Here is a 26,697-nt window from a genome sequence, read left to right as displayed (position 1 = left end):
GTTTATTGCGGTTTAGATCTTACAACCGCCGCCTTCACAATCTTCTTCCGGCACTTGAACTGCATCGCCTTGGTCGTCTTTAGCACCATCACGAGTGTTATGGTAGTAAAGCGTCTTAACACCGTACTTGTACGCTGTTAGCAAGTCTTTAAGCAGCTGCTTCATTGGTACCTTACCGCTGTCGTAAACACTTGGATCATAGTTAGTGTTTGCAGAGATAGCTTGGTCAACGAATTTTTGCATGATACCCACTAAGTGAAGGTAACCATCGTTAGTACCAATGTTCCAAAGTAGCTCGTAGTTCTCTTTAAGATTTAGGAAATCAGGAACTACTTGCTTCAGGATGCCGTCTTTCGATGCTTTAACTGATACGTAACCACGTGGTGGTTCGATACCGTTAGTCGCGTTCGAGATTTGAGACGAAGTCTCAGAAGGCATAAGTGCTGTCAGTGTAGAGTTACGTAGGCCGTGCTCCATGATCTCTTCACGTAGCGTGTCCCAATCGTAGTGCAGTGGCTCTTCACATACTAAGTCGATATCTTTTTTGTAAGTATCGATTGGCAGTAGGCCTTTCGCGTAGTTGGTCTCGTGGAAAGATGGGCAACGGCCTTGCTCTTTCGCTAGTTCAACAGACGCTTTTAGCAAGTGGTATTGAATTGCTTCAAAAGTACGGTGAGTCAGGCCATTTGCGCTGCCATCAGAGTACTTAACACCATTCTTCGCAAGGTAGTATGCGTAGTTGATTACACCCACACCTAGAGTACGACGGTTCATTGTCGACTTACGTGCTGCTGGAAGCGGGTAGTCTTGGTAATCAAGTAGTGCATCTAGAGCACGAACAACCAGTTCAGAAAGTTCAGCCAGATCGTCTAGCTCGTTGATTGCGCCTAGGTTAAACGCCGAAAGCGTACATAGTGCAATCTCACCTTCGTCATCTTCTACGTTAGAAAGCGGCTTAGTTGGTAGCGCGATTTCTAGACATAGGTTCGATTGACGAACAGGTGCTACTTCAGAATCAAACGGGCTGTGTGTATTACAGTGGTCAACGTTCTGAATGTAGATACGACCAGTAGAAGCACGCTCTTGCATTAGCAGAGAGAATAGCTCAACGGCTTTAACCGTTTCACGCTTCACTGAAGGATCGTTTTCGTACTTCACGTAAAGTGCTTCAAAACGCTCTTGGTTTTCGAAGAACGCGTCGTAAAGGCCAGGTACGTCTGAAGGAGAGAACAGGCTGATGTTGCCACCTTGAACTAGGCGAGAGTACATAAGCTTGTTCAGCTGTACGCCGTAATCCATGTGACGAACACGGTTCTCTTCAACGCCGCGGTTGTTTTTCAGTACTAATAGAGACTGAACTTCACCGTGCCATAGTGGGTAGAACACTGTTGCTGCGCCGCCACGAACACCACCTTGAGAACAACATTTTACTGCTGTTTGGAAGTATTTGTAGAAAGGGATACAGCCAGTGTGGAACGCTTCACCATTACGGATTTCAGAACCAAGCGCACGGATACGACCTGCGTTGATACCAATACCAGCACGTTGAGATACGTAACGAACAATAGAGCTTGCTGTTGCGTTGATAGAATCAAGGCTGTCACCACACTCAATCAGTACACATGAACTGAATTGACGAGTAGGCGTACGTACACCAGACATAATTGGTGTAGGTAGAGAAATCTTAAACGTAGACGATGCGTCGTAAAAACGTTTGATGTAGTCAAGACGAGTCGATTTCGGGTATTTACCGAATAAACACGCAGCAACTAAAATGTAAAGGAACTGAGCACTCTCGTAGATTTCTTTTGTTACACGGTTCTGCACGAAGTATTTACCTTCAAGCTGCTTAACCGCCGCGTAAGAAAAGTTTAAGTCACGCTTGTGGTCGATGTACGCGTCAAGCTCTTCGAACTCAGCTTTCGTGTAGTCTTCCATTAGGTGGCTATCGTATTTACCCATATCAACCAGTTTTGCAACGTGGTCATAAAGTGCAGGCGGCTCGTATTCACCGTACGCTTTTTTACGTAGATGGAACACTGACAGACGTGCTGCTAGATATTGGTAATCAGGAGTCTCTTCAGAGATTAAATCCGCTGCTGACTTGATGATTGTCTCATGAATGTCAGTCGTGGTAATGCCATCGTAAAACTGAATGTGAGCTTTCAATTCTACTTGTGATACAGAAACATTGTGCAAGCCTTCAGCTGCCCATGTGATCACTCGATGGATTTTCTCTAAATCGATCGTTTCTTTGCGCCCGTTACGCTTGGTAACAGTAAGTTGTTGGTTCATTCTGCTTAATTTCCCTAACAAAACTGAACAAGGCCGTGTTTTTGTGTATTTCTGTGTAATTTTTGTAAATTACGTTTCGGCTTTGTGATCTTGGTCTACCCATATATTGTAGTTCAAACACAACATATAGGGGTCATTTGTTTGTTGGGTTACAAGATAGTGCTACAACTGATATTTTTCAAGGTAAAGAAATTGGGTTGCTTGTGGATAAGTGGTGGATTGAAAAAAAACTGTAAGTGACCACTAACTGATGACGTTAGACGTGACTTGATTGTACAAAAGTCGCCTTTTAAGGATGCTTTATTTTTGCACGCCCATAAAAAAAAATCCCTTGATCTTTGGGTAAAATAGGCAATGGATTTTGGACGATTAAATTTAAATCGAGGTGGTCAAAATGGAAGCTAGCGCACGAAATTTAGACTGAAAAAAGTCGCAAACTTATGGTAATTGCAACTCTTTTCATTCGTCTTTTTTACAAAATATTTTACGGTAGGGCTACCGATATTTTTTAGCCCAAGTTTTGAGTGTGAACGATGTAGTTCACATCGACTTTTTGGCCTAAACGGTAGGTGTTCGTTAACGGGTTATAGTGTAGTCCTGTAATCCCTAGTTCTTGAAGCGGAGTGTTATCAACCATTTTGATAAGCTCAGCAGGGCGAATGAACTTTTCGTGGTCGTGAGTACCTTCTGGCACAATCTTAAGTAACTTCTCTGCACCAACAATAGCGAACAGGTAAGACTTAAAGTTACGGTTCAATGTTGAGAAGAACACATGGCCGCCCGGTTTCACTAATTTTGAGCAAGCCGAGATAACTGATTGTGGGTCAGGAACGTGCTCTAGCATTTCCATGCACGTCACCACATCGTAAGTGTGTGGGTTTTGCTCTGCATGGTCTTCAATGGTGCTTTGGATGTAATCGAGCTTGGTGCCGGTTTCTAATGCGTGCAGACGAGCGACTTCTAGCGGTTCTTTACCCATATCTAGTCCGGTGACTACCGCACCCTCTACAGCCATGCTTTCAGCCAGAATACCGCCGCCGCAGCCAACATCGAGAACTTTCTTACCAAAAAGGCCTTCGGTTTTCTCTAGCACGTAATTTAAGCGCAACGGATTGATTTGATGTAGTGGCTTAAACTCGCCTTCTAGATCCCACCAGCGCGACGCCATGTCTTCGAATTTTTTGATTTCTGCTGGGTCTACGTTCTGTGATTTAGTCATAATCGGCATTTCCAAGTTAAATAATGCATCCATGAAATTGCAGGCATTATAACTTGCCTTTTCCTGCTGACCAGAAGATCTACAATTTTGCTAGTTTATTGGGTGTAAAGTGACCATGTTTCAGCAAGATATGACGCTGAGGTGCAATTTCTCATCAATAGATTGGCTACAAGGGTCACAAGATGGTAAAAGGAGAGGGAAAGTGATGCCTCCGTAGGTAAATTTGTGTTATATTTTTCGGTCTTATACGTATTCAAAAATACGATCTGACTATAGAGGGAAAATGGCTCTATGAGCGATCTAGCGAAAGAGATCACGCCCGTAAATATTGAAGATGAGCTTAGAGGTTCATACCTAGACTACGCGATGTCCGTCATCGTTGGTCGTGCCCTTCCAGATGTGCGTGATGGCCTAAAACCAGTACACCGCCGCGTTTTGTTCGCGATGAATGTACTAGGTAATGATTGGAACAAAGCATATAAAAAGTCTGCTCGTGTAGTAGGCGATGTAATCGGTAAATATCACCCACACGGTGATAGTGCGGTATACGAGTCAATTGTTCGTATGGCTCAGCCGTTTTCACTACGCTATATGTTAGTCGATGGCCAAGGTAACTTTGGTTCGGTTGACGGCGATTCAGCTGCGGCAATGCGTTATACCGAAGTTCGTATGTCAAAAATAGCTGGTGAGCTATTAACGGATCTTGATAAAGATACGGTTGACTTCGTTCCTAACTATGATGGAACCGAGCAAATACCAGCAGTTTTACCAACAAAAATACCAAACCTATTGGTTAACGGTGCTTCTGGTATCGCAGTAGGTATGGCTACCAACATCCCGCCACATAACCTTGGCGAAGTTGTTGATGGCTGTTTAGCATTTATCAATAATGAAGACATCACTATTGATGAGCTAATGGACTACATCCCGGGTCCAGACTTCCCGACAGCAGCATTAATCAGTGGCCGTAAGGGCATTGTTGATGCATATAAGACTGGTCGTGGCAAAGTTTACATGCGCTCACGAGCGAACATTGAAATGGAAAAGAACGGTAAAGAAACAATTATCGTTACTGAAATTCCATATCAAGTGAACAAAGCTCGTCTGATCGAGAAGATTGCAGAACTTGTAAAAGACAAGAAAGTTGAAGGCATCAGTGCACTGCGTGACGAATCTGATAAAGATGGTATGCGTATTGTTATTGAATGTAAGCGTGATGCTGTCGGTGAAGTTGTACTAAACAACCTTTACTCACAAACTCAACTGCAAACAACTTTCGGCATCAACATGGTTGCTCTGAACAACGGCCAACCACAACTTTTCAACATTAAAGATATGTTGAAGTGTTTTGTTGATCACCGTCGTGAAGTTGTGACACGTCGTACTATCTTCGAATTGAAGAAAGCGCGCGACCGTGCACATATCTTGGAAGCTCTATCTTTAGCGCTTGCAAACATTGATGAAATCATTGAACTGATCAAGAACGCACCAACACCAGCAGAAGCTAAAGTTGGTCTAGTATCTCGTGGTTGGGATCTTGGTAACGTTGCATCAATGCTTGAACGTGCTGGTACTGATGCAGCTCGTCCAGATTGGCTTGAAGACCAATACGGTATCCGTGATGGTCAATACTTCCTAACGGAAACTCAAGCGCAAGCTATTCTAGAACTTCGTCTTCACCGCCTAACTGGCCTTGAGCACGAGAAGATTCTAGACGAGTACAAAGCACTTCTAGAAGAGATCGCTGAGCTAATGCATATCCTTGCAAGCACTGAGCGTTTGATGGAAGTGATCCGTGAAGAACTTGAAGCGGTACGTGATATCTATGGCGACGAGCGTCGTACAGAAATCACAGCAGCGGTTCATGACATCGACATGGAAGAGCTAATTGCTCAAGAAGACGTTGTAGTAACGCTTTCTAACGCAGGTTACGTTAAGTACCAAATCCTAAGCGACTACGAAGCTCAGCGTCGTGGTGGTAAAGGTAAGAGTGCAACTAAGATGAAAGATGAGGATTACATTGAGCGTCTGCTTGTTGCTAATACTCACGATAACATCTTATGTTTCTCTACTCGTGGTAAAACGTACCGCCTGAAAGTTTACCAACTGCCGCAAGCGAGCCGTACAGCTCGTGGTAAGCCTATCGTTAACATTCTTCCTCTAGAAGAAGGTGAGCGTATTACGGCTATCCTGCCTGTTTCTGAATTCTCAAACGAGAAATTCATCTTCATGGCAACAGGCGACGGTACAGTTAAGAAGACATCACTGGATCAATTCGCAAACGTACGTGCTAACGGCCTAATCGCAGTTAACCTACGTGACGATGATTCACTGATTGGCGTTGATATTACTGATGGTAATAGCGACATCATGCTGTTCTCTAAATCGGGCAAAGTTGTTCGCTTTAACGAGGACAAAGTACGTCCAATGGGTCGTACTGCCTCTGGTGTTCGTGGTATGAAGCTTCCAGAAGACGATCAAGTGGTTTCACTGATTGTTCCTTCAAATGAAGGCGATATCCTAACTGTGACTCAAAATGGTTACGGTAAGCGTACTGAGCTGGCTGAATACCCAACGAAAGGCCGTGCAACGCAAGGTGTAGTATCTATCAAAGTCTCTGATCGTAATGGCCCAGTAGTTGGTGCTGTTCAGGTTGAAGAAGGCGATGAAATGATGATGATCACCGACGCAGGTACACTAGTACGTACTCGCGTAGCGGAAGTAAGCCAAGTTGGTCGTAACACTCAAGGTGTGACACTGATTCGTACTGCTGAAGACGAGAATGTTGTAGGTCTACAACGTATCGACGAAGTAGAAGAAGCTGAGATTGTTGAAGGCGAAGAAACTGAAGAAGCAAATGCTGACGCAGTAAACGCAGAAACAGTTAATGCAGAAGGAACGGTCGTTTCTGAATCAAGTGAAGAGCAAGCATCAGATGCTTCTGACTCTGAAAGTGATAGCGAGCAAGACACTGAGTAATCTCGATTACGTTAAGTAATTAAGCTTACCAATGAAAAGACCGAGCCTAAGTGCTCGGTTTTTTATTGCTTGTCATTTCACTCTTTTTCTCTTCTCTTCTCATTTGGCTTATGGCTTATGGCTTAGGTCTTAGCACCAACCTTAACCCGTCGCTTTATACGAAAGTTTGAGCACTAAATTTCGAACGCTAAACTTTGATCAATAACGAGGCAGGGCGAAAACGATAGAGTAGGGGTAGATCTAAATAAAAGGGATGTGGAATGGATATCTGGTTGTTGGTTGCGTTGGTACTAATGAGCCTATTTTTGATCGCGGTCGTTATTGCCGCGAGCAACAATGGCAGTCATCTAAAAGGCAATGTGGTGATTTCTCTTACTGCCGTGGCTTTGAGCGTGCTGGTCTGGTCTCAACTGAAGCAAGAGTTACCTCAACTTCCTTTGGATGATAGCAATAACTACACGGCAACAGATTTCGAAGATGAACTTCAGCAAAGCCTTGAGCAAGATCCGAATCAATCCGATTTGTGGTTTAAGCTTGGTGGTGTGTATATGCAGAAAGGGGAGTTTGATGCTGCGTTTACCTGTTACGACTACGCGATTCGATTAGACCCTCAAGTACCTTCTGGCCTCTATGCAGCCAAAGCAACGGCACTTTACTATCTTAGTTCTCAAGCTATGAGCGATGACGTGAATGCGTTATTGGATCACTCAATGCAGCTTGATCCCAATGATCGTACGGCATTGATGCTGATTGCGACCGATCACTTCATCAGCATGCGCTATCAACAAGCGATTGATGCGTGGACTCAAATCTTAGATTCCAATCAAAAGGGCATTGATCGTGTCTCTATTATTCACTCGATCAACCAAGCCAAACAGATGATCCGCTAGGCTTGGTCAATAGGCTGTTCTTCCGGATTAGCTTTTGAAGCTATTTGTCTTTGAAGCGATTTGCTTTTGAAACGATTAGCCTCTAAAGCCATTAATCTCTCAAGTTATTGGCTTTCTTGCATTTCGATTAAGCCACCAGCATTGTGGATTTGAGTAAACCCTTGAGCGCGCAAGAATTGATAAGCTTGCCCTGAACGATTGCCACTGCGGCAATACAACACGATGGGTTGGTCTTTATTTATCTTAGCAAAGTGAGTAGCCACTTCAGAAAGAGGGTAGTTGATGGCGTTATCTAGATGCCCTTGTTCGAACTCTGCAGGTGTTCTGACATCAACCACTAATGCACCTTTCTCTATTAATTCCCACCCTGTCTCAGCACGCTCAGATGCGTGAACGCCTGAACTGAGTAGTGCAATACATAATGCCGAAAGCGAAAGTAAGATTTTCATTGTTTATCCCTTGAATTGGCGAGTGGATCGGGGGGCGATATTGATGTGTATTCCCCCAAAACCTAAAAAAACCAGCCACACAACAATAGTGTGACTGGTTTTTACGTAATGGTCTAATTGAAGAAACTAGTATTCGTAGTTGGCTTCACGCTTTTCAGCTTGCTCTTCCCATTTAGGAACAACCGTGTCTAAGAAGTGTTGTTTCTCAGCGTTCATCTTATCCATGTCCATTCCAAGCGCTTTTTGAGCAGCTTCTTTTGTCGAGATATCTGGAATCTCGATTGGATCGGTGATGCCTTTCTTCGCCAGTAGACGAACAATCTTAGTTCGAGCATCCGCTGCGCGGTCAACGGCAGTACCTAGCACTTCTAGAGCGATTTCAGGTGCATGCATATGAATGCCGTGAGACGCAATAGCGTAGTCCCAACGCCATTGAGCGTGACGGATATCCAGTAGGATAGGTTCCATCTCTTGCTCTGTCGCACCCGCTTCCCATGCCGCGCCTGCTTCAAAGTGAGCGGCTACGATTTGTTTCTCAGCAGTCAGCTTCATGTTCAGCACTTGTGCTTTACGGCTTGAAACGATGTTACGCATGGTTTCTTTAGTTTGAGTGTGACAGTTTGCACACGTATCTTCGAAGCGGTCGAATGGGTTACCCACTTTATGGTCGGTATAAACGGTGCCATCTTCTTTGGTAACTTTCGGCATATGGCAGTCAGCACAAACGACTTTGTTCTTGCCGTGGATGCCTTCGCGCCATGTTTCAAAACCTGGGTGCTGTGCTTTCAACATGGGTGCTTTCGATACTTTATGCGTCCAATCTTTAAAGTTGATTGCATCATAGTAGCGTTCCATGTCGCCAACGGTTGTACCTTGGTCCCAAGGGAATTTCACACCTTTGGTTGGCCCTGTGAAGTAGTATTCCACGTGGCACTGAGCACAAACAGAAGCTTGTTGGTCTAAGCGGCTTTGTTCATCAAACTTTTTACCAATCGTTTCAAATGCACGTTCAACGTAAGGACGAGTCACCTTAAGTGCTGGTTCACCATTTTTAAAGCCTTCGCTTTTGGTATCGTGACAGTCTGAACAGCCAATAGGGTTAATGATCTCGTTGCCAAGACGCGCCCACTTACCTTCGAAGTAACCATCTTCGCCACGTTCTTCAATAACACGTGCTACGTCTGGGCTCTTACAGCTCCAACATGCCATTGGCATTGGGCCTGAGCTTTCGTCCGTTGGGCCGCCAGTACGCAGCGTTTGTCGTACGTCGTCAATCGCATAAAAGTGACCACGTGCCTTGTTGTAATCTTTTGCGAAGCCGTAGCCAGCCCACATGATAACCATGTTTGGATCTTCTTTTAGTGCGTCTTCAATAACTTCGCTTTCTGAAGTCTGTCTCCATGAATGATATTGATCTGGGTGGTTTTGCTCGAACTGGTCGTTACGAGGGTCGCCAATTTCTTTTTGTTCAGACGCAGCAAAACTGGTCGCGCTTGCTAGTGATGCGCTAACCATTAATAGTGCTGTGACCGAATTACGTATCCAATGCTTTTTCACAGTGATATCTCCAATATACTGATTCTTATACCAAGCGTTGTGAGTTTGCTATTCAAATTAAGAACTGGAGAATTCCTGTTTATATTAATTCATAAACAAACACATTTTGTTACGTGTTGGATATAGCTTGTCTTAGATCAATTAATGGTAGTGACTTCAATCACGTTGAAGTTTATATACCCCTAAAGAGGTATTGGTGGGCAATGTTATTAAAATTTAATTGAGAATTATTATCATATATAACAATCAATTACCTAAATTGACCATGATATAAATAGGGTGATTGCGTTCACAGATTAACCCATCCAAATTTCGTATTACCCAATTAGAGGTATATTCTAACTATAGAAAGCGTTGTGGCTTATCCAAAATAAGAATTGATATCATTTAAGCGGTAATAATATCGTTTAAGGGTACTTTTGTTTAACTGGAATATTATTTAGTTGAGAGTTAAATAATGCCGGTATAAGGAAAGGATAAAATGGGCAATATTAAATTGGCCATAGTCATAATGCTTAAATCCCTTCTAGCATTCTGCCTCTATGGTTATTCCATTCATGCTGTTGCTGAGCCTGCTGTTACGCCAGTAGGAGAATCAACAAGACATGAAGTCGAATTAATCCGCGACAAAGACTACAAGTGTGTTCAATGCCATAAAGATTCAAAAGAAACGGTATTGGGTTCACATGGTGAAAGTGCACACGCTTTGCTTGGCCGCGAAGTAAATTGTACCGACTGTCATAGTTCTATTAGCCCCGATCACCGTGAAGGTGCGCCTGAAGTGGTGAAGTATCGCGAGGCTCAATCACAACCGGGAACTGAAAAGGTTTTCCTAGACCCTAGCTTAATTTTAGATGCCAATAGCCAATGTATCGATTGTCACAAGCCTGATGATCTGCGTGAAGCGAGTTGGACTCACGATGTTCACGCGCAAAACTTAACGTGTTCAAACTGCCATGATGTTCATGCGACTGAAGCAAAGGTGTTGGGCTTAGATAAGAAGCAAACCATCAAGCTGTGTGTGGATTGCCATTCAGACTTCAACCAGAAGAAAGAAGAGGAGTAATCTATGAGCTGCTCAAGAAGAAACTTTTTAGCAGGCGCTGGTGCCGTTATTTTTACCACAGGTGTAGCGGGAACTGCGGCAGTAACAAGTCGCAAGACGCTAGCCAATGTTCAAGAAGATGGCACTAAACGTTATGGAATGATTCATGACGAAACCGCTTGTATTGGTTGTACCGCCTGTACCGAAGCATGTCGTGAAGTAAACAAAGTACCTGAAGGTGTATCGCGCTTAGAAATTATTAAGAGTGAGCCCCAAGGCGAATATCCCAATGTTGATTACCGTTTTACTCGTAACTCTTGCCAGCATTGTGATAACGCACCTTGTGTGATGGTTTGCCCAACAGGCGCGGCCTACAAAGATGAAAAAACCGGCATTGTCGACGTTCATCAAGAGAAGTGTGTCGGTTGTGGTTATTGTCTATTGGCTTGCCCATATCAAGTGCGCTTTTTCCATCCTGAGAACAAGTCCGCAGATAAATGTAACTTCTGTCGTGATACCAATCTTGCACAAGGGAAGTTGCCTGCTTGTGTCGAATCTTGCCCGACCAATGCGCTGGTCTTTGGCGATCTAAATGACCCTAAGAGTGAGATAAACCAGGTGCTTCAATCTGAGGTGGTTTACAGAGATAAAGCTTATCTAGGTACTCAGCCAAAACTCTATAAAGTGCCACACCAAAAAGGGGAGATTTGATTATGAGTGCATGGGACGCAGCTTTTCAGTCTGGTACCGTGGTATGGGACTGGATTATAGCAATCTATCTATTTCTCGCGGGGATGTCGGCGGGTGCCGTAATGATCTCCATTTACCTAAAACGTAAGGTCATTGAAGGCGATCCTGCTCATAATGGTGTGTTAAAGGCCACGGCTTTTCTTGCGCCATTTGGGATCATTTCAGGTCTGCTTATCTTGGTTTTCCACCTGACAAAACCGTTATCCTTTTGGAAGATCATGATCTTCTATAATCCAACGTCTGTGATGTCGATGGGTGTGATCTTATTCCAAGTATATATGGTGATCTTATTCCTTTGGATCGGCATTATATTTAGAGATCAAATAGTCGTGTTCTTGAATGATCAAGCATGGCTAAAAGGACGATTTGATTTTGTCGGTAATTGGATTGGCAAATTAGAAGTGTTTGAGAATGCTCTGGAAATATTCTTAGCTGTTCTTGCTCTTATGCTTGCCGCTTATACCGGATTCTTGCTTTCAGCTTTAAATACTTTCCCACTATTGAATAACCCAGTGCTGCCGATTTTGTTCTTATTCTCGAGCTTATCTTCGGGAGCGGCGGCGTGTATTTTATTTGGTGTGCTGGTCTTTAAAGAATCACCTCATAGCCCGACTATTTCATGGATCCACGGATTCGAACGTCCAGTCGTGATGTTTGAATTGTTTGTTCTAATTACTTTCTTTACTGGGCTTATCTTCGCTGGTGGTCAAAGTGAGCAAGCAGTATGGAACGCAATAGGCAGTGGTTTCTGGGCGAGTTGGTTCTGGTATGGCGTCATCGGTGTTGGCATGGTTTTACCGTTGTTGCTGAATGCCGTTACACCAACCTCAATCCGCCATAGCTCGGTGTATATTTTCTCCGTGACTTCGCTAAGCCTAATGGGCGTATTAATGCTGAGAACTTTTGTCCTTTATGCAGGGCAGTTAACGATAGCTTAATTTTGCTCAAGTTTATTAGTGAGCAGATGTCGGATACTAGACATCTGCTTATTAATGGACATGCTTTTAGTAAACATGAGATGCGTGTTCAGATCGGCTCTGCTCAAGCGGAGCCTTATTGAGGTGATATGGTCGGTTCTTTGGGGCTGTTTAGTTTAGTGTTGGTTGCTGTACTCAGTAGCATTATTGGTGTGCATTCGTTTTATCAAATGCTAAACAAACGGACGCAAAATATAGGTTTAATCCGCAGTTTCTCTCTTTCAAGTGCGCTGTTTTCTCTCACTTCTGTTGCATTGCTTGGCTACGCCTTTGTCAGTGATGACTTCTCTATTCTCTATGTCGCTGAACATTCAAATACTCAATTACCCTCATTTTTTAAGCTCGCAGCCGTATGGGCAGGCCATGAAGGTTCCTTGTTGTTTTGGGTACTGACGATCAGCGTCTGGTCTGGCGTTATTGCCTTACAAAAACACTATTCGAATGAATACCAAAGCCGTGTGTTGTGGGTAATGAATCTACTGCTCGCGATATTTGCTTGGTTCACGTTATTCGCATCAAATCCATTTGAAATGAACTCGATCTTGCCGCTAGAAGGGCGTGACCTTAACCCAATGTTGCAAGATGTCGGGCTGATCTTTCACCCGCCATTACTTTACCTTGGCTATGTCGGTTTTTCTGTGGTGCTGGCATTTGCTGTAGCCGCTTTGCTGGTTGATCCTATTGAGTTTGATTGGGTTGCCCATTGTCGCAGTTGGTGTCTAGTCGCTTGGATCTTTTTAACCGCAGGGATCATTCTTGGTTCTTGGTGGGCGTATTACGAATTAGGCTGGGGCGGCTGGTGGTTCTGGGATCCTGTTGAAAATGCCAGCTTGTTGCCGTGGCTTACTTCAACAGCTTTACTGCACAGTCTAGGCGTTGCTAAGGGCAAACAACAGCTCTTGAAATGGTCTCTCAGCCTTGCTTTCATTACGTTTTGTTTGAGTATCTTAGGCACCTTTATTGTTCGTTCTGGCGTATTAACGTCGGTGCATGCTTTTGCTGTTGACCCAACCAAAGGTATCGCACTGCTACTTATATTAGTGTTGGTACTGGTGAGCTCATTTTCTCTGCTTATCATCAGAGGAGAGTCTTTTGAATCTAACCCGATTACTAGCTTCGCGAGTAAGAGCTTTTTAAGCCTAGTTGCGGTGCTCATTTTTGTTCTGGCGACCGCTGTTGTGGTGTTTGGTACGTTTTATCCAATGGTCTTTGAACTGCTTGGGTTGGGTAACATATCGGTAGGTGCGCCTTACTTTAATCTATTGATTGCACCTTTGGCTTTGCTTGCGTTAGCCGTCGTCGGCTTAGCCCCTTTGCTGAGTATTAAACCTCAAGCGACTAAAGGTGTTATTACGCTGATCGCTCTAGTATCTATTGGTCTAGGGTTCGCCTGTTACGCTTTGCAAGTCGAGCAGACCCAAGTGATGGCACTGCTGACTTGGGGCCTCGCATTCTGGGTGTTACTGACGCATATTTACGGCTTAGTGGTTACCCGAAGTTCTACGTTCCAACGCAAAGTCTGGGTGATGACCTTTGCTCATGTCGGGGTTGCAGTACTCGCTGTAGGTGCTGCAATGAATAGCTATCACTCATTTGAGCGCAGCTATAAACTAAGCCCGGGCGCACAAGTAGAGTTCATGGATTGGACGCTTTCTCATCGTGATACCGAGCTTTATGTCGCCTCAAATTTTACCGCAGAGAAGGCGATACTAAACTTAGATGCCGACGATAAAAGATTTACCATAGCGCCAGAAAGAAGACACTACCAAGTTCGAGTTATGAACATGAGTGAGCCTGCAATGAAGTGGTTCTGGCATGGCGATGTTTATATCACCATGGGCGAGAAAGTAGATTCCACCGCTTATGCGTTTCGAGTGCAATACAAGGCGTATGCGCGCTGGATCTGGTTTGGTGGGTTGTTCTCCATTCTTGGCGCTTTACTCTCATTGACTCATCGTAAAAAGAAAACCGTTAAGGCGTCACAGTATGCATACCAGCGTTCGTAACAAGCTCATCACGTTAATTATCTTGGCATTAACGGTGGTGTTGGGTTTTGCCTTTGCGCTCAATAATAAGCAGCAATCGACGATTGTGTCGGAGCAAAAAAGGGCATTCCCAGAATTCATATCTACTGAGTTAGCGAATAGTGAAGGCATCAGTAGTAAACAGGAAATTACGTTGGCTGATGTCACTCAGCATCCTTATCAACTGGTTAATGTTTGGGCTTCGTGGTGCGGTATATGTAAAACTGAGCACGCTTTTTTGCTCAAACTTCATGATAAAGGTATTCCAATTGTTGGGCTAAATTATCGAGATAACTCCGGGGCAGCGATCAATGTGTTATCGAGCGATGGCAATCCGTACTCAACGGTGATCAGTGATCCTCAAGGTAAGCTAGCGTTAGAACTCGGCGTAATCGGTACTCCTGAAACGTATCTGGTCGACGCTGACGGCCAAATCATTAAGAAGTTACTGGGCGTGATCAACGAATCAGTGTGGCAAGAAGAACTTGCGATGTATTTTGATGGTGCGAATGGATGATGAAGCCTTTAATACAAGCACTCGTTGTGCTGTCTACGCTTATGGTTATTAGTTTTCCGATTTTGGCAGAAGATCTGTTTACAGCCAGTAATAAGGATACGAGTATTCAAGTTGAACTGTTTGAGTTTGAAAACCCAGAACAACAGCAGCGCGCTATTACATTGGCAAAAACCCTACGTTGCCCGCAATGCCAGAATCAAAACTTGATTGAGTCGAACTCTCCAATTGCAAAAGACTTACGCCTCGTTGTATTCAATATGGTGAAAGCAGGGAAGAGTAATAATGAGATTACTCAATATATGACGGAAAGGTTCGGTGAATTTGTGCTCTATAAACCAGCAATGAGTGTTTCAAACTTATTACTTTGGCTACTTCCGAGCGTATTATTTCTCTTATTTATATATTTATCAGTAAAAAGTGTTAGAAAGAGCTCATAAAAATTATGTATTACTGTTTACCAATTGACCTGTATTTTGTAACATTAAAGGATTATAAAGGCTAAGCACTGTTATATAAGGATGTATCTGTGGATAACGTAATCTCAAATTTAAAGAAAGAGTTCCATACTCGTGTCCGATCTGACAAATGGGCAGAAAAATACAGTGCAAAGTCGAGCATTTCTACGCTTACTCAAGAAGAGTTAACCGAATTAGAGAACGCTTGGGTTCAGCTTGTCATCTGGAAGCAAACTCAAATAAGTTAATCGTTCTGTAAAAAATCGTAGCTTTAGCCGCATCTGATTAATTTATAACCCCATGCTGGTCATCCCAATGTGGGGTTTTTTGTTACCTGAAAAATTATTGTTATAATATAACAATTAGTGCATGGTCGACCTTGAAAAAAATTGTTAACAGCCTCATAGTGTCTATCATTAGATAGTTAGCTACAAAATATTGCCTAGACATATAATGTAGTGTTGTTAAATACATCGAATTTTCAAGTGAGTATAGCTATGGCGGAAGTGCGTGCCAGAATAGATTTCAAAGTAGGGGTAACAAGCAGTATTGATGCTGAACTTCTGTCTTTTCATGGATTGAAAACAGATAAAGAGCATGTTGCTGTGATATTTAAATCAGCAGACAAGACACAAGACATACCTCTTGTTCGTATGCACTCTGAGTGCCTGACTGGTGATGTTTTCCATTCCTCTCGCTGTGACTGTGGCGAGCAGCTAGACGAAACCATTAGAATTATGGGTGAGACGGGTGGAGTGATTCTTTACTTACGCCAAGAAGGTCGTGGTATTGGTTTATACAATAAAATCGATGCATACCGCCTGCAAAGTGAAGGTATGAACACTTACGAAGCCAATAACCATCTAGGTTTCGGTGATGATTTGCGTGATTTTACTGAAGCGGCAGAAATGCTTCGTGCTTTAGGAACCACAAAAATTCGCCTAGTCACTAACAACCCCAAGAAAATCAATGAGCTGAAATCTTTTGGTATTGAGATTGAAGAAGTGGTGAACACCTCTGCTCATGTTAAGTCGGGTAATGAAAGCTACCTGAAGGCAAAAGTCTCACACGGTAAGCATAATCTGGATATCTGATTAGCCTCTTTGTAGCGCTGAACATTAAAATGTTTAAAGACCTCACATATGTGAGGTTTTTTTGTATTTATCTTGCAATAAAATTGTAAGTTTGTATTATTCCAATCCGTAGTGCAAATGATAATGGTTTGCACTATTACTACGAATAATAATTTAAAGCTCAACAAGGATGCTTCATGACTATTAAATCTTTAGTGACAAAAGCCGTAACTTCGTCACTCCTTTTTGCCTCTGCTTCTTCTTTCGCAGCAGTAACTCAAGATCAAGTTGTAGAACATTACGCAGATATTGCTCATGCAGTGTTTGCAGATTCAGTAATTACAGCAAAAGCGTTGAACTCTTCTATTGATACCTTCTTAGCTTCTCCTTCTGCTAGCAATTTCGAACAAGTAAAACAAGCTTGGCTTGAGTCTCGCGTACCTTACCAACAGTCAGAAGTATTCCGCTTTGGTAACGTTGTTGTTGACGATTGGGAAGGCCAATTGAACGCATGGCCACTTGATGAAGGCCTAATCGATTACGTTTCGACTGATTACCAATATGAGCTTGGTAACGAAGGCGCTAGCGCAAACATCGTTGCTAATAAAACTTTCCAAATTGGTCAGACAACGGTAGACGCAACCAACATTACTCCAGAACTAATTGCAGATCTCAACGAGATCGGTGGCTCTGAAGCAAACGTAGCGTCTGGCTACCATGCGATTGAATTCCTACTTTGGGGTCAAGATTTAAACGGCACAAACAGCGGTGCAGGTGAGCGTGCTTACACTGACTTCGTTGTTGGCGCTGAGTGTACTAATGGTAACTGTGACCGTCGTGGCGCATACCTAAAAGCATCAGCTGAATTGCTTATCCAAGATCTAGAATGGATGGAAAAACAGTGGGCTGAAGGCGAGAAAGGTAACTACCGTCAAGAGTTTCTTTCTGAATCTAGCGAAAACGGCTTACGTAAAATGCTATTTGGCATGGGTTCACTGTCTCTAGGTGAACTAGCGGGTGAGCGTATGAAGGTTGCACTAGAAGCAAACTCTACTGAAGACGAGCACGATTGTTTCTCTGATAACACGCACAACTCTCACTACTACAACGAGCAAGGTATCTACAACGTATACACTGGCTTGTACAAGCGTGAAGATGGTTCTCTACTTTCAGGTCCTAGCCTGTTTGATCTAGTTGAGCAAAAAGACGAGCAAGCTGCGAAAGAGATTCAAAAGCAGTTTGACCTAGCACGTGCACAAGTTGGTCAGCTTGTTGTTTCTGCAGAGAAAAACAACCAGCACTTCGATCAGCTAATCGCTGCTGACAACGCTGCAGGTAACGCGCTAGTAAACAAAACAATTGTTGCGCTAGTGTCTCAAACAGCTGCAATCGAGCGTGCTGCTGGTGTTATTGGCATTGATAGCCTAAACCCAGACACGGCTGATCACGAGTTCTAAGAACCCGAGTCCAAAACTATTGTAAGGGCTCTCATTGAGCCCTTAATTGTTTGCTACTCAAGAAAGTTACTCCCAAATAAAAACTAAAATCAAAAACACAGCAAGGCAATGTATGAAGTCGTATCTCTCAGCCTCACTATTAACCGCACTGTTTTTCTTATCTCCATTACACGCTCATGAAACCTACTCAGGTGGTAAAACAACGGTGAAGAAAGAGGGCGCTAATGCTTTTTCTCTTCCTGCTGCCAATTTGCCAATGAGCAAACGCTTGGATTTCAGCGTAGGTAACAGCTTCTTTAGAAACCCTTGGGTTCCTGCACCATCATCAACCGATGCACGTGATGGATTGGGCCCATTGTTTAACACCAACGGTTGTCAAAACTGCCATATTAAAGATGGTCGTGGTCATGCGCCAGAAAAAGGCGATGAGAACGCGGTTTCAATGTTGGTTCGCTTAAGTATCCCAGCTGAAACGCCAGAGGAGCGACAAGCTTTCATTCGCGATGGTGGTATTCCAGAACCGACTTACGGCGGCCAGTTACAAGATTTCGCGCTTCAAGGTGTGAAACCAGAGGGTAAAGTGAACATCAGCTACACAGATGTTCCGGTTGAATTCAAAGACGGCACAGTCGTGACTCTACGTAAACCAACCCTAAAGATTACCGATCTTGCTTTTGGCGAGATGCACCCTAAAACAGAGTTTTCTGCGCGCGTTGCGCCGCCAATGATTGGCCTTGGTCTGCTGGAGAGCATTTCAAAAGAAACGATTCTTGGATTTGCAGAGCAGCAATTGGCCGACAAGCAAGGTATTTCCGGTAAAGCTAACTATGTTCTCGATGTTCAAACCAACGAAATGGCTCTAGGTCGTTTTGGTTGGAAAGCTGGACAGCCAAACCTAATGCAGCAAAATGCCGCGGCGTTTAACGGTGATTTGGGCTTAACGAGTCGCTTATTCCCGAATGAAAACTGCACATCAGCGCAATCAACTTGTGATGATTTTCCAAATGGTGGCAAACCAGAAGTCAGCGACAACATTCTAGATTTTGTTGAGTTTTATTCTCAGCATTTAGCGGTGCCTATTCGTCGTAATGTCGACAATCCAGTCGTTGTTCAGGGTAAAAAGCTGTTTAAAGACGCGGGTTGTCAAAGTTGTCACCAAGCTGAATTCCGCACGGCAGAGCGTGAAGGTTTGCCTGCGTTGTCTAAGCAGTTAATTAGCCCATATACCGATATGTTGCTGCACGATATGGGTGAAGGCTTAGCGGATAACCGTCCTGAGTATCTTGCGAATGGCCAAGAATGGCGCACAACACCTTTATGGGGATTAGGCTACACCAAAGAAGTGAATGGCCACACCTTCTTACTTCATGATGGTCGTGCGAGAAATGTTATGGAAGCTGTGCTTTGGCATGGTGGTGAAGCAGAAATGGCGAAACAAAACGTTTTAGCTCTTAGTAGCAGCGAGCGTGAAGCGCTATTGGCGTTCTTAAACTCGTTATAGGCTGAGTTGAATTCAGTTTAGTTAACGGCTAGTGACTTAAGAAAGCCGCTATCAAACCACTTAGCACCGCTGAACTTGTAGGAATACGAGGCCAGCGGTCGTTTCGTATTTAATGAACTCATATAATTAAAAGAAAAATTAGGAAGTAAGGTAACAGCATGACGCATAAATTTTTGTTAATGCCTTTGTCGGTATTAATCATGGCAGGCTGCCAATCATCGGGTGAGCAAGCCGCTTCATCTGAGGTTAACGGTGTGTCTTATCAAGCAGACACGACCGACCACATCAGTCGCAGTGTCTATCAACAAGAGTTTGATTCTGCAGTCCTATTCGCCAAGCAAGCCAACGAGCTAGAAGTCTTGATGCAGGGTTATTGCCAAACCAACAATGTAGAACTAGATGCGTTGAAAAATCAGTGGCAGCTCACCATGAACAGCTGGATGGCACTACAAGGCCAAGAAAGAGGCCCAACAGCAGCGCTTGAAGAGAGCTGGAATGTTCAATTCTGGCCAGACAAAAAGAACACGACGGGTCTTAAGATGCGTCAGTTAACTCAGCAAAACAAAGCTTGGACTCAAGACGAAATCGCGCAGCAGAGTGTGACCGTTCAAGGGCTAGGTGCCTTGGAATGGTCGCTTTATGACGAGCAATCGCCACTGCTTCAAGACAAAGCGCTAGGTTGCCAATCATCACAAGCGATTACTGAAAACTTAGCGATTAAGTCATCTTCGATTGCACAGGCATGGCAGGTTAACCCTTGGTTAGCGCTAGACGAGACTCGCTGGGAGTCTGAATACATCGCTTTATTGACCAACCAACTTGATTACAGCATGAAAAAGCTGAGTCGCCCGATGGCGAAAATTGGTCATCCGCGTCCTTACTTCTCGGAATCATGGCGTGCACAAACCTCGATGACTCAACTAAAAGCGAATGTAGCAGCACTTCAGAATTTGTACCTTGCCGATGGCAATGGCCTAGACGGCTTGTTGAGAGAGAAGGGCTTAAACGACCTTGCTGACCGTGTTGCTGAGCAGTTCACATTGACGCTAGATACTTGGCCTACAGACTCAAGCTTGTTTGAGTTATTGCAGAGCAAAGAGGGCTATCGAGATGTGCTGACTCAATACAACAAACTAGAACGTTTGAAGTACCTGATTCATGAAGAAGTGGCGATAGAGCTTGGCGTGGTAATAGGATTTAATGCTACCGATGGTGACTGATACTACGCGAAGAACGCTACTCAAGGCTGCACTGGGTTGTGCAGCTGTTCCAATGCTTCCGTTTGGCTGCGCTAGTCGCTCTGGTGCTGTGAGCTCATCTAGTGAGCCTCAATTAATCGGTTGTGCGCTGAATGGGCGAGGCCAATATTCAGCGGTTGTGGCTGACGAATATGGAATGCCATTGAGTCAGCTGCCGATCCCAGATCGTGGTCATGGCGTCGCGATTTGCCCAACCTCATCACATGCGGTGGTTTTTGCTCGTCGTCCTGGTGACTATTTTATGGTGTTTGACTATAAAAACGGTCAGCAGATCAAAATGGTCGTGAAAGGTAACAACCGTCACTTCTATGGTCATGGCGTTTACTCATTAGATGGCAAGTTACTGTATGCCACTGAAGGGAAAACGGACAGCAGCCAAGGTGTGATTGGCGTTTACGATGTCGCGCAAGGCTATCGTAAGGTCGAAGAGTTCAGCGGTTTTGGTATTGGGCCTCATGAAGTGATCATCATGCCGGATGGTAATCTCGCGATCGGCGTTGGTGGCGTTCATACTGATGGTAGAACACCGAAAAACCTCGATTCGATGCAGCCGAGCTTGAGTTATGTTTCTCCTGAAGGTGTGTTACTTGATCAGGTTGAATTGTTGGATAAGAAGCTGAGCATTCGACACTTAGCCCATGATGGTGCTGAAACCGTGCTTTGTGGCCAGCAATATCGTGGTGAACCAGATGAGTATCCTTCGCTATTGGCGATGCATACTAAAGGCGGCCAGTTTGAATCACTGAACGCAGAGCCAGAGCAATGGGCAAGGTTCAATCACTATATCGCAAGTATTGCGGCGTCAGACGATTGGATTATTGCGACTTCGCCAAGAGGCAACTGTTACGGTATTTGGTCTAAAGAAACCAAAGAGTTAGTAGAACTGTCTGCATTATCTGATGCTTCTGGTGCTGTGCTGCTTGATGGTGAGTTTCGATTAAGCTCTGGGGCAGGAAGTGTGGTAAGCCAGAGCAAGCCTTATGAGAAATCAACTCAGCAATCATCGGTCCAGTGGGATAACCATTGGAGTTCAATCTGATTTATAAAGCTTCTTAAAAATAACATGCTTACTCCTATTTCTTTGCCATACTTATGAGATGGTTGGTGATGGAGTTAAGCATGTTCGCAAAATACTTCTGTGGATTATTAGTTCTAGTTTCTGTGCACGCATGGAGCTATACGAGTTCTGACGAGAGTCGATTTATTCCGGCTGATTCAGAGCTCTCTTTTATGCTGATTTATCCAGAGCTTACCCAGAGTATTTATCAAGACTCATCTCTGCCTATTCTTTGGGATTCACCTGAACTTGTTAAGACGTTTGAATTTCAATTGTCGCTTCTCGAACAAGCTCAAATGGCACCACTCTTCGAGCGACAACTCAATCAAATCCGTCACTATCAATCCCATGCTCAATGGCAAGAGTTGGACATATTACTCACCGATACCTTTATCTACTACCTGAGCTACGTTGAAAATGCGCCGCTTGCCGGTAAAGAGTGGTACTTCTCGGGCAAGCTGCATTCCAAATTACCTGCGCCTTCTCCGCATATTCTGATGAGATTAAAAAGCAGCGTTGCCAATGATTACTTATTAGAGATGGTGTTGTCTTACGCGCCGCCTGTTGGGGATTTTGACCAATTCAAAGCGACCTATTCGGTGTTAGAAACCGCCTCTGAACTCAATATTGAACGATATAGACAGAAAGGTTTGAAGCGCTTGGGTGACGAGCTTTCAGACAAAACGGTTCTTGTTGAGCGCATTGCCTTGGTTGGTGTTGATACCTCGATGATCGCGGTCGATTTTCCCGAGTTCGATCGAGATCTGCAAACGGCGATTAAATCTTTTCAGCGAATGCACGGCCTTACAGACGATGGGATCGTCGGGCCAGATACGATCAAATGGATCAACATGAGCTTTGATGATCGATTGACTTCATTGGCTCTGAATGCCGAACGTGTTCGTTTGTGGCCAAGAGACAGAGACTCTCTCATCGTGGTCAACGTGCCTAGTTTTGATATGAAGTATTGGGAAGATGGCGAAGAGGTCTTTGAGTCCAAAGTCGTGGTGGGCAGAAAGTCGCGAAAAACACCACTTTTAGAGATAAATCTCGATTCGGTCATCCTAAACCCGACTTGGAATGTGCCATGGAAAATCATGGTCAAAGACATCTTGCCTAAGGTGAAAGCGGACGAAAGCTATCTAGATACACACAACTTCCAAGTGATTGATGGTTGGCGCACTATGGAGACGGTCGACACCACAGAGATCGATTGGCAGACCATTAATTTCAATTCTTTCCCATATCGCATGCGTCAGCAAGCGGGCTCGCGTAATGCATTAGGTTTGTACAAGTTCAATACGCCTAACAAGCGAGCGATCTATCTGCACGATACGCCAAGTAAAGGCCTGTTTAATGACGACTTCCGCGCTTATAGCTCCGGCTGCATACGTGTTGAACATGCAGAGGAATTGGCTGAGTTGTTGTTTGCTACCAAGGTAAGGAAAGTACCGAACCAAAATGATGATCTTGCTCCGAATACTAAGGTGCGACTCAAGAAGCGAATCCCCGTACATATCATTTATCAAACCGTATTGTTTGAAGAAGGGGGCATACAGTATCGTGGTGACATCTATCAATATGATAAAGAGGGTGGTTAATTATCAGTGAAGCCAATAAGGGTGATCTTGACCAAAAAATGACAACCAAGCTTCTATTGATAAAATTATAATGTGGATCAATAACTAACCGTGCAAAGGTTACAAATACTAACCTTTTGGGCGGTTTTTGTACGTTGACGCAGCAATTACCATTATGTATCGTGCATTTTTCGTTCGATCTAATTGGTTTTTTTGCTGTATGTCTCAAAGTTTATTTTCACGCCGTCAGTTTCTGACTTACGCTGGTGGTACCGCTGTTGTCGCCTCAATTACTCCTTCTATCGCTTTTGCTTCATACCCTGATCAACCAAGAACGATTAGCATGAACAATCTTCACACTGGTGAACGATTAGAGACCTGTTATTTCGATGGCACTAACTATGTTGGTGATGAGATGGCACGCCTCAGCAAACTATGTCGCGATTTCCGCCGTAATGAAATTCACCCAATGGATAAGAACCTGTTTGATCAGATCACTCAGATTCAAAATGTCTTAGGTATTCAAAAAGAAGTTCAAATCATCTCTGGTTACCGTTCTCCTGCGACCAATGAAGCATTGCGCTCTAAGTCGAGTGGCGTAGCTAAGAAGAGCTACCACATGTTGGGTAAAGCGATTGATTTCCGTATTGATGGCGTCAACCTAAAAGAATTAAGAGACGTAGCCAAAAGCCTGAATGCGGGTGGTGTAGGTTATTATGCACGTAGCAACTTTATCCATATCGATACTGGCCCAGTTCGCAGCTGGTAGCGCTAGGCTTAGATTGCGAGCGAAACGGTAGGGACTTGTCAAAGTAGACATCCAATGTCATAGTTTGCCCAAATTTCAGTTTGCCCTTTAAGGTTTGTATATGTCTCTCAAGTATCAAGTTGTCCCTGTTACCTCTTTCTCTCAAAACTGCTCAATTGTGTGGTGTGATGAGACAATGGAAGGCATCGTTGTCGATCCGGGCGGTGACGTTCAACAGCTGGCTGCGATCATTGAAGAGCTAGGTGTTAAAGTGGTGAACTTGGTACTGACGCATGGTCACTTAGATCATGTTGGCGGCACTGTACCGCTTGCTGAGATCTTGAACGTGAACATTGTTGGCCCGCATAAAGCCGATAACTTTTGGCTTCAAGGTCTAGAGAATCAAAGCCAGATGTTTGGTTTCCCACTGTGCAAAGCCTTTGAACCAAACACATGGTTGGAAGAGGGCGACAAAGTTACTTTTGGTAACCAAGTGATTGATGTGATTCATACTCCGGGCCACACACCTGGTCACGTTGTACTGTTCAGCGAGCAAGCGCGCATGGCGTTTGTTGGTGATGTTTTATTTAACGGTGCTATTGGTCGTACGGATTTCCCACAAGGCGATTTCAACACGCTGATTGCTTCAATCAAGACTAAGCTTTGGCCACTAGGCAGCGACGTAACATTCGTTCCGGGTCATGGCCCTGAGTCTACATTTGGCCGTGAGCGCGCATCAAACCCATTCGTAGCGGATGAAATGCCTCTGTACTAGGTCTATGATTTAATAGAAGAACGATTGAAAATGAAGCTTAGCTTTTCCTATGAAAGCTAAGCTTTTTTATTGCGTACGAGTTTATTTTTAAACCTGTTTAATTTTAATCAGAAAGACGCTCGGCAGCCGCCAAGTAGCGTCGAGCCAGTCCAATAAACTCCTCTCCACTCATATTCAAATCTTGAGTTGATATGAAAATATCGTAACCGTGGAAACCCCTCTGATATTTCATCCTATTCGCTAGCATCGCCTGCAACCCGGAATAGTCTTTAATCACTGCGTTTTTCGCATTCGATTTATGGGATTTCGATTCATGGGATGAACCTGGGCTAGTCTGTGTTTGGCTATCATTGAAGATAACCTCGTCAGTATTTTGTGACTCTTTATATCTGTTCAGTTCCACACAACCGCTCTCAGTGCAGCGCGCATGGTAATGCGATGAGTCTAGGACCATATCTTCAAAGTTTGACTCTTTACCCGCTTGCTTGGCGCCCAGATACAAAAGCGCTCGCTGGCTCAGCAATAACTCGCAAGTGATTTTAGGGCAAATTGAATCGAGGTAGGGCGAGTAATCTTTAACCTTGATACCAACCCAAGGAAGAGGTTGATGCCACCCATCTTGTTCGTAAGTACATAGGCCAATCTTTTCAATATTGCTCCACTTTAAAACCCACCCACCTTTATAAAAATGCTGCTGAAAATGAGTCGGTGTGAGAGTGAACATCACTCTGCTGCGCAACATTAAATAATAGCCAGTTCCGAGTAGGGCAATAATGCAAAATGCACCCACGATCAGTAACTTTGGATTGTCACTGTACAGAGCAACGATCAAGCAAACGAAGCCTAAAACAACGGCCAGAATACGGTACGAACGTGTGAACGAAGGCAAAGAGAAATTTGTAAGGTGACGAGTGTCCATAGGCAACACCAAGTTTTCATATTTTTGTCTGGATGGATAACCAGTGTATATGACCCTGAATTGATAAGTCGATGATTAAATAATAGACGCTAGTAGACAATATCGGTATTTTTCGTCGACTTTCGGCGCTTCACTCTACAAATAGCTCCTGTTTTTTGGTATAAATCGCGCTTCAAATTTTCACCACTGCGAAAAGAGCAGTGAACTGGAGAAATATTCAATGAGACTTGCTCATAAGCGTAAGGTGCAGGCTAAACTGCAGAAACGCACTAAAGCGGCTGTAGTTAAAGCAGTGGCAACGCCGAAAAAAGCGAAGCCTGTCGCAGAGAAAGTTGTAGCAGAAAAAACTGTAGCAGCAAAACCAGCGGTAGAGAAAGCAGTAGCAGCAACTAAAGAAGTTGCAGTAGCACTGACTCCTAAGCAACAACAAGTTCTAGACATCGTTGTTAGCAATGCTGAAGGCATTAACCCTAAAGGTATCGGCCTAGCAGCTGGTCAAGAAGACGCGAAAGCAGCTTCATGGGCAACAGGCGCATTGAAAAAACTTCTTGAAGAAAACCTAGTAGCGAAAGAGCAACTTGCAGGTAACAAGGTTATCTACAAAGCTATCTAATCCCGCGGGATTACATTCGCTTCGTTAAAGTTTTTAAGCCTCGATTTTCGAGGCTTTTTTGTATCTGGCGGATCATGTTAATCCCAAACCCAAACCCAAACCCAAACCCAAACCCAAACCCCCCATACTCATATTCAAACCTAGCATTCGAACCTAGCCCCAGCAGCCTTATTTCCAATCGGCTGATCTCTTCCGTTATTCATCTGTCTGTCTTGTGTCCCATGTTTCGAATCAGTAAGCACCAAAGTAGGGCGTCTGATTCTCTGAAATCTTGATTCTCATGGATTTAATGCATTTAGGTGCGTATTTGATCTGTGGTGTGAATAGAGCCTCATCACGAAATGGCAATCAATTGTTAACGGTATTTAATTATTAATACTTAGGTATTTATCAATAAGTATTCCCCTGGTGAATAGAGTAAGTCCTTTAAAATCGACATAACTCAATTATCTCCTACGTAGTTCTACGTAATCCTTTGGTCTAATACGCAGTTTGTGTGGGCCTGTCGTGCGTGCTCTCCCTGATATCTAGTTGCCTCATCAAGGTGCACTCTTATGT

The 26,697-nt window shown here is 43.9% G+C and carries 23 protein-coding genes; 18 read left to right on the top strand and 5 right to left on the bottom strand.

Going from position 1 to position 26,697, the window contains the following annotated elements:
* Positions 1 to 12 precede the first annotated feature (12 nt).
* Both nrdA and ubiG read right to left on the bottom strand, forming a co-directional pair.
* Entirely contained in the window at positions 13 to 2,295 is a 2,283-nt protein-coding gene (nrdA, locus tag M4S28_RS11455; protein ID WP_108176287.1) for a class 1a ribonucleoside-diphosphate reductase subunit alpha, read from the bottom strand.
* A 508-nt stretch (positions 2,296 to 2,803) separates the two neighbouring features.
* Complete coding sequence (gene ubiG, locus M4S28_RS11450; protein WP_017078713.1) at positions 2,804 to 3,547, bottom strand: bifunctional 2-polyprenyl-6-hydroxyphenol methylase/3-demethylubiquinol 3-O-methyltransferase UbiG; 744 nt, start codon at positions 3,545 to 3,547, stop codon at positions 2,804 to 2,806.
* 258 nt (positions 3,548 to 3,805) lie between these two features.
* Here ubiG and gyrA point away from each other — a divergent pair, with 258 nt between their 5' ends.
* On the top strand, positions 3,806 to 6,493 hold the full coding sequence (gyrA, locus tag M4S28_RS11445; RefSeq protein WP_004733368.1) for a DNA topoisomerase (ATP-hydrolyzing) subunit A: 2,688 nt from the start codon (positions 3,806 to 3,808) through the stop codon (positions 6,491 to 6,493).
* A 260-nt stretch (positions 6,494 to 6,753) separates the two neighbouring features.
* Complete coding sequence (locus M4S28_RS11440; protein WP_249631839.1) at positions 6,754 to 7,383, top strand: TPR domain-containing protein; 630 nt, start codon at positions 6,754 to 6,756, stop codon at positions 7,381 to 7,383.
* A gap of 104 nt (positions 7,384 to 7,487) precedes the next feature.
* Here M4S28_RS11440 and M4S28_RS11435 read toward each other — a convergent pair whose 3' ends face one another.
* On the bottom strand, positions 7,488 to 7,832 hold the full coding sequence (locus tag M4S28_RS11435; RefSeq protein ID WP_249631838.1) for a rhodanese-like domain-containing protein: 345 nt from the start codon (positions 7,830 to 7,832) through the stop codon (positions 7,488 to 7,490).
* Between the two features lie 126 nt (positions 7,833 to 7,958).
* Entirely contained in the window at positions 7,959 to 9,389 is a 1,431-nt protein-coding gene (gene nrfA, locus M4S28_RS11430) for an ammonia-forming nitrite reductase cytochrome c552 subunit (protein WP_249631837.1), read from the bottom strand.
* Positions 9,390 to 9,870: 481 nt separating this feature from the next.
* On the opposite strand from nrfA, the gene nrfB reads away from it, so the two are divergent.
* From nrfB to M4S28_RS11355, 15 genes are all read left to right on the top strand, one after another.
* Entirely contained in the window at positions 9,871 to 10,455 is a 585-nt protein-coding gene (gene nrfB / locus M4S28_RS11425; protein WP_004733372.1) for a cytochrome c nitrite reductase pentaheme subunit, read from the top strand.
* A gap of 3 nt (positions 10,456 to 10,458) precedes the next feature.
* Positions 10,459 to 11,145 carry a cytochrome c nitrite reductase Fe-S protein gene (nrfC, locus tag M4S28_RS11420; RefSeq protein ID WP_016797526.1) on the top strand — a complete coding sequence of 229 codons (687 nt, stop codon included), beginning with the start codon at positions 10,459 to 10,461 and terminating at the stop codon, positions 11,143 to 11,145.
* A gap of 2 nt (positions 11,146 to 11,147) precedes the next feature.
* The gene (gene nrfD, locus M4S28_RS11415) at positions 11,148 to 12,122 is read left to right on the top strand and encodes a cytochrome c nitrite reductase subunit NrfD (protein ID WP_249631836.1); all 975 of its coding nucleotides are present in this window, start codon (positions 11,148 to 11,150) and stop codon (positions 12,120 to 12,122) included.
* 128 nt (positions 12,123 to 12,250) lie between these two features.
* Entirely contained in the window at positions 12,251 to 14,167 is a 1,917-nt protein-coding gene (locus M4S28_RS11410; protein ID WP_249631835.1) for a heme lyase CcmF/NrfE family subunit, read from the top strand.
* Complete coding sequence (locus M4S28_RS11405; protein WP_017089802.1) at positions 14,148 to 14,702, top strand: DsbE family thiol:disulfide interchange protein; 555 nt, start codon at positions 14,148 to 14,150, stop codon at positions 14,700 to 14,702. The genes M4S28_RS11410 and M4S28_RS11405 overlap by 20 nt, the downstream gene beginning before the upstream one ends.
* Positions 14,699 to 15,139 carry a heme lyase NrfEFG subunit NrfF gene (nrfF, locus tag M4S28_RS11400; protein WP_061021629.1) on the top strand — a complete coding sequence of 147 codons (441 nt, stop codon included), beginning with the start codon at positions 14,699 to 14,701 and terminating at the stop codon, positions 15,137 to 15,139. The genes M4S28_RS11405 and nrfF overlap by 4 nt, the downstream gene beginning before the upstream one ends.
* 89 nt (positions 15,140 to 15,228) lie before the next feature.
* Positions 15,229 to 15,405: a hypothetical protein gene (locus M4S28_RS11395; RefSeq protein WP_017098202.1), complete on the top strand. Its 177-nt coding sequence runs from the start codon at positions 15,229 to 15,231 to the stop codon at positions 15,403 to 15,405.
* A 249-nt stretch (positions 15,406 to 15,654) separates the two neighbouring features.
* Entirely contained in the window at positions 15,655 to 16,251 is a 597-nt protein-coding gene (locus M4S28_RS11390; protein ID WP_004733379.1) for a GTP cyclohydrolase II, read from the top strand.
* A 176-nt stretch (positions 16,252 to 16,427) separates the two neighbouring features.
* The gene (locus M4S28_RS11385) at positions 16,428 to 17,687 is read left to right on the top strand and encodes an imelysin family protein (protein ID WP_249631834.1); all 1,260 of its coding nucleotides are present in this window, start codon (positions 16,428 to 16,430) and stop codon (positions 17,685 to 17,687) included.
* A gap of 112 nt (positions 17,688 to 17,799) precedes the next feature.
* The gene (locus tag M4S28_RS11380; RefSeq protein WP_249631833.1) at positions 17,800 to 19,188 is read left to right on the top strand and encodes a di-heme oxidoreductase family protein; all 1,389 of its coding nucleotides are present in this window, start codon (positions 17,800 to 17,802) and stop codon (positions 19,186 to 19,188) included.
* 158 nt (positions 19,189 to 19,346) lie between these two features.
* Positions 19,347 to 20,408, top strand: a complete 1,062-nt coding sequence (locus M4S28_RS11375) for an imelysin family protein (protein ID WP_017106660.1) — start codon at positions 19,347 to 19,349, stop codon at positions 20,406 to 20,408.
* A complete protein-coding gene (locus M4S28_RS11370) occupies positions 20,398 to 21,486 on the top strand; it encodes a DUF1513 domain-containing protein (protein ID WP_029222584.1) in 1,089 nt (362 codons plus the stop codon). Before M4S28_RS11375 ends, M4S28_RS11370 begins: the two co-directional genes overlap by 11 nt.
* Before the next feature lie 80 nt (positions 21,487 to 21,566).
* Positions 21,567 to 23,105, top strand: a complete 1,539-nt coding sequence (locus M4S28_RS11365) for a L,D-transpeptidase family protein (RefSeq protein ID WP_249631832.1) — start codon at positions 21,567 to 21,569, stop codon at positions 23,103 to 23,105.
* Positions 23,106 to 23,304: 199 nt separating this feature from the next.
* Positions 23,305 to 23,853 (top strand): peptidoglycan L,D-endopeptidase MepK, encoded by a 549-nt coding sequence (gene mepK, locus M4S28_RS11360; protein ID WP_004733385.1) that lies wholly within the window; start codon positions 23,305 to 23,307, stop codon positions 23,851 to 23,853.
* Between the two features lie 100 nt (positions 23,854 to 23,953).
* The gene (locus M4S28_RS11355; protein ID WP_004733386.1) at positions 23,954 to 24,607 is read left to right on the top strand and encodes an MBL fold metallo-hydrolase; all 654 of its coding nucleotides are present in this window, start codon (positions 23,954 to 23,956) and stop codon (positions 24,605 to 24,607) included.
* A 103-nt stretch (positions 24,608 to 24,710) separates the two neighbouring features.
* Here the strand turns inward: M4S28_RS11355 and M4S28_RS11350 are convergent, their stop codons facing one another.
* The gene (locus M4S28_RS11350; RefSeq protein ID WP_017089793.1) at positions 24,711 to 25,526 is read right to left on the bottom strand and encodes a DUF2982 domain-containing protein; all 816 of its coding nucleotides are present in this window, start codon (positions 25,524 to 25,526) and stop codon (positions 24,711 to 24,713) included.
* Between the two features lie 220 nt (positions 25,527 to 25,746).
* On the opposite strand from M4S28_RS11350, the gene M4S28_RS11345 reads away from it, so the two are divergent.
* Positions 25,747 to 26,139 (top strand): hypothetical protein, encoded by a 393-nt coding sequence (locus tag M4S28_RS11345; protein WP_004733388.1) that lies wholly within the window; start codon positions 25,747 to 25,749, stop codon positions 26,137 to 26,139.
* Positions 26,140 to 26,697 lie beyond the last annotated feature (558 nt).

This window comes from Vibrio sp. J383, assembly GCF_023503985.1.
In the GTDB taxonomy this organism is placed as follows: Bacteria; Pseudomonadota; Gammaproteobacteria; order Enterobacterales; family Vibrionaceae; genus Vibrio; species Vibrio splendidus.
Note: the sequence above shows the minus strand (reverse complement) of the source record. Positions and strands in the feature narration are given on the sequence as shown.

Excerpts from the sequence above, each read along its gene's own strand:
- M4S28_RS11345 (WP_004733388.1), top strand. The coding sequence starts at position 25,747 with ATGAGACTTGCTCATAAGCGTAAGGTGCAGGCTAAACTGCAGAAACGC.
- nrfD (WP_249631836.1), top strand. The coding sequence starts at position 11,148 with ATGAGTGCATGGGACGCAGCTTTTCAGTCTGGTACCGTGGTATGGGAC.
- M4S28_RS11365 (WP_249631832.1), top strand. The coding sequence starts at position 21,567 with ATGTTCGCAAAATACTTCTGTGGATTATTAGTTCTAGTTTCTGTGCAC.
- M4S28_RS11350 (WP_017089793.1), bottom strand. The coding sequence starts at position 25,526 with ATGGACACTCGTCACCTTACAAATTTCTCTTTGCCTTCGTTCACACGT.
- M4S28_RS11375 (WP_017106660.1), top strand. The coding sequence starts at position 19,347 with ATGACGCATAAATTTTTGTTAATGCCTTTGTCGGTATTAATCATGGCA.
- ubiG (WP_017078713.1), bottom strand. The coding sequence starts at position 3,547 with ATGGATGCATTATTTAACTTGGAAATGCCGATTATGACTAAATCACAG.
- nrfC (WP_016797526.1), top strand. The coding sequence starts at position 10,459 with ATGAGCTGCTCAAGAAGAAACTTTTTAGCAGGCGCTGGTGCCGTTATT.
- M4S28_RS11380 (WP_249631833.1), top strand. The coding sequence starts at position 17,800 with ATGAAGTCGTATCTCTCAGCCTCACTATTAACCGCACTGTTTTTCTTA.
- nrfB (WP_004733372.1), top strand. The coding sequence starts at position 9,871 with ATGGGCAATATTAAATTGGCCATAGTCATAATGCTTAAATCCCTTCTA.
- gyrA (WP_004733368.1), top strand. The coding sequence starts at position 3,806 with ATGAGCGATCTAGCGAAAGAGATCACGCCCGTAAATATTGAAGATGAG.
- M4S28_RS11390 (WP_004733379.1), top strand. The coding sequence starts at position 15,655 with ATGGCGGAAGTGCGTGCCAGAATAGATTTCAAAGTAGGGGTAACAAGC.
- M4S28_RS11385 (WP_249631834.1), top strand. The coding sequence starts at position 16,428 with ATGACTATTAAATCTTTAGTGACAAAAGCCGTAACTTCGTCACTCCTT.
- M4S28_RS11435 (WP_249631838.1), bottom strand. The coding sequence starts at position 7,832 with ATGAAAATCTTACTTTCGCTTTCGGCATTATGTATTGCACTACTCAGT.
- M4S28_RS11405 (WP_017089802.1), top strand. The coding sequence starts at position 14,148 with ATGCATACCAGCGTTCGTAACAAGCTCATCACGTTAATTATCTTGGCA.
- M4S28_RS11440 (WP_249631839.1), top strand. The coding sequence starts at position 6,754 with ATGGATATCTGGTTGTTGGTTGCGTTGGTACTAATGAGCCTATTTTTG.
- nrdA (WP_108176287.1), bottom strand. The coding sequence starts at position 2,295 with ATGAACCAACAACTTACTGTTACCAAGCGTAACGGGCGCAAAGAAACG.
- M4S28_RS11355 (WP_004733386.1), top strand. The coding sequence starts at position 23,954 with ATGTCTCTCAAGTATCAAGTTGTCCCTGTTACCTCTTTCTCTCAAAAC.
- mepK (WP_004733385.1), top strand. The coding sequence starts at position 23,305 with ATGTCTCAAAGTTTATTTTCACGCCGTCAGTTTCTGACTTACGCTGGT.
- M4S28_RS11370 (WP_029222584.1), top strand. The coding sequence starts at position 20,398 with ATGGTGACTGATACTACGCGAAGAACGCTACTCAAGGCTGCACTGGGT.
- nrfF (WP_061021629.1), top strand. The coding sequence starts at position 14,699 with ATGATGAAGCCTTTAATACAAGCACTCGTTGTGCTGTCTACGCTTATG.
- M4S28_RS11410 (WP_249631835.1), top strand. The coding sequence starts at position 12,251 with ATGGTCGGTTCTTTGGGGCTGTTTAGTTTAGTGTTGGTTGCTGTACTC.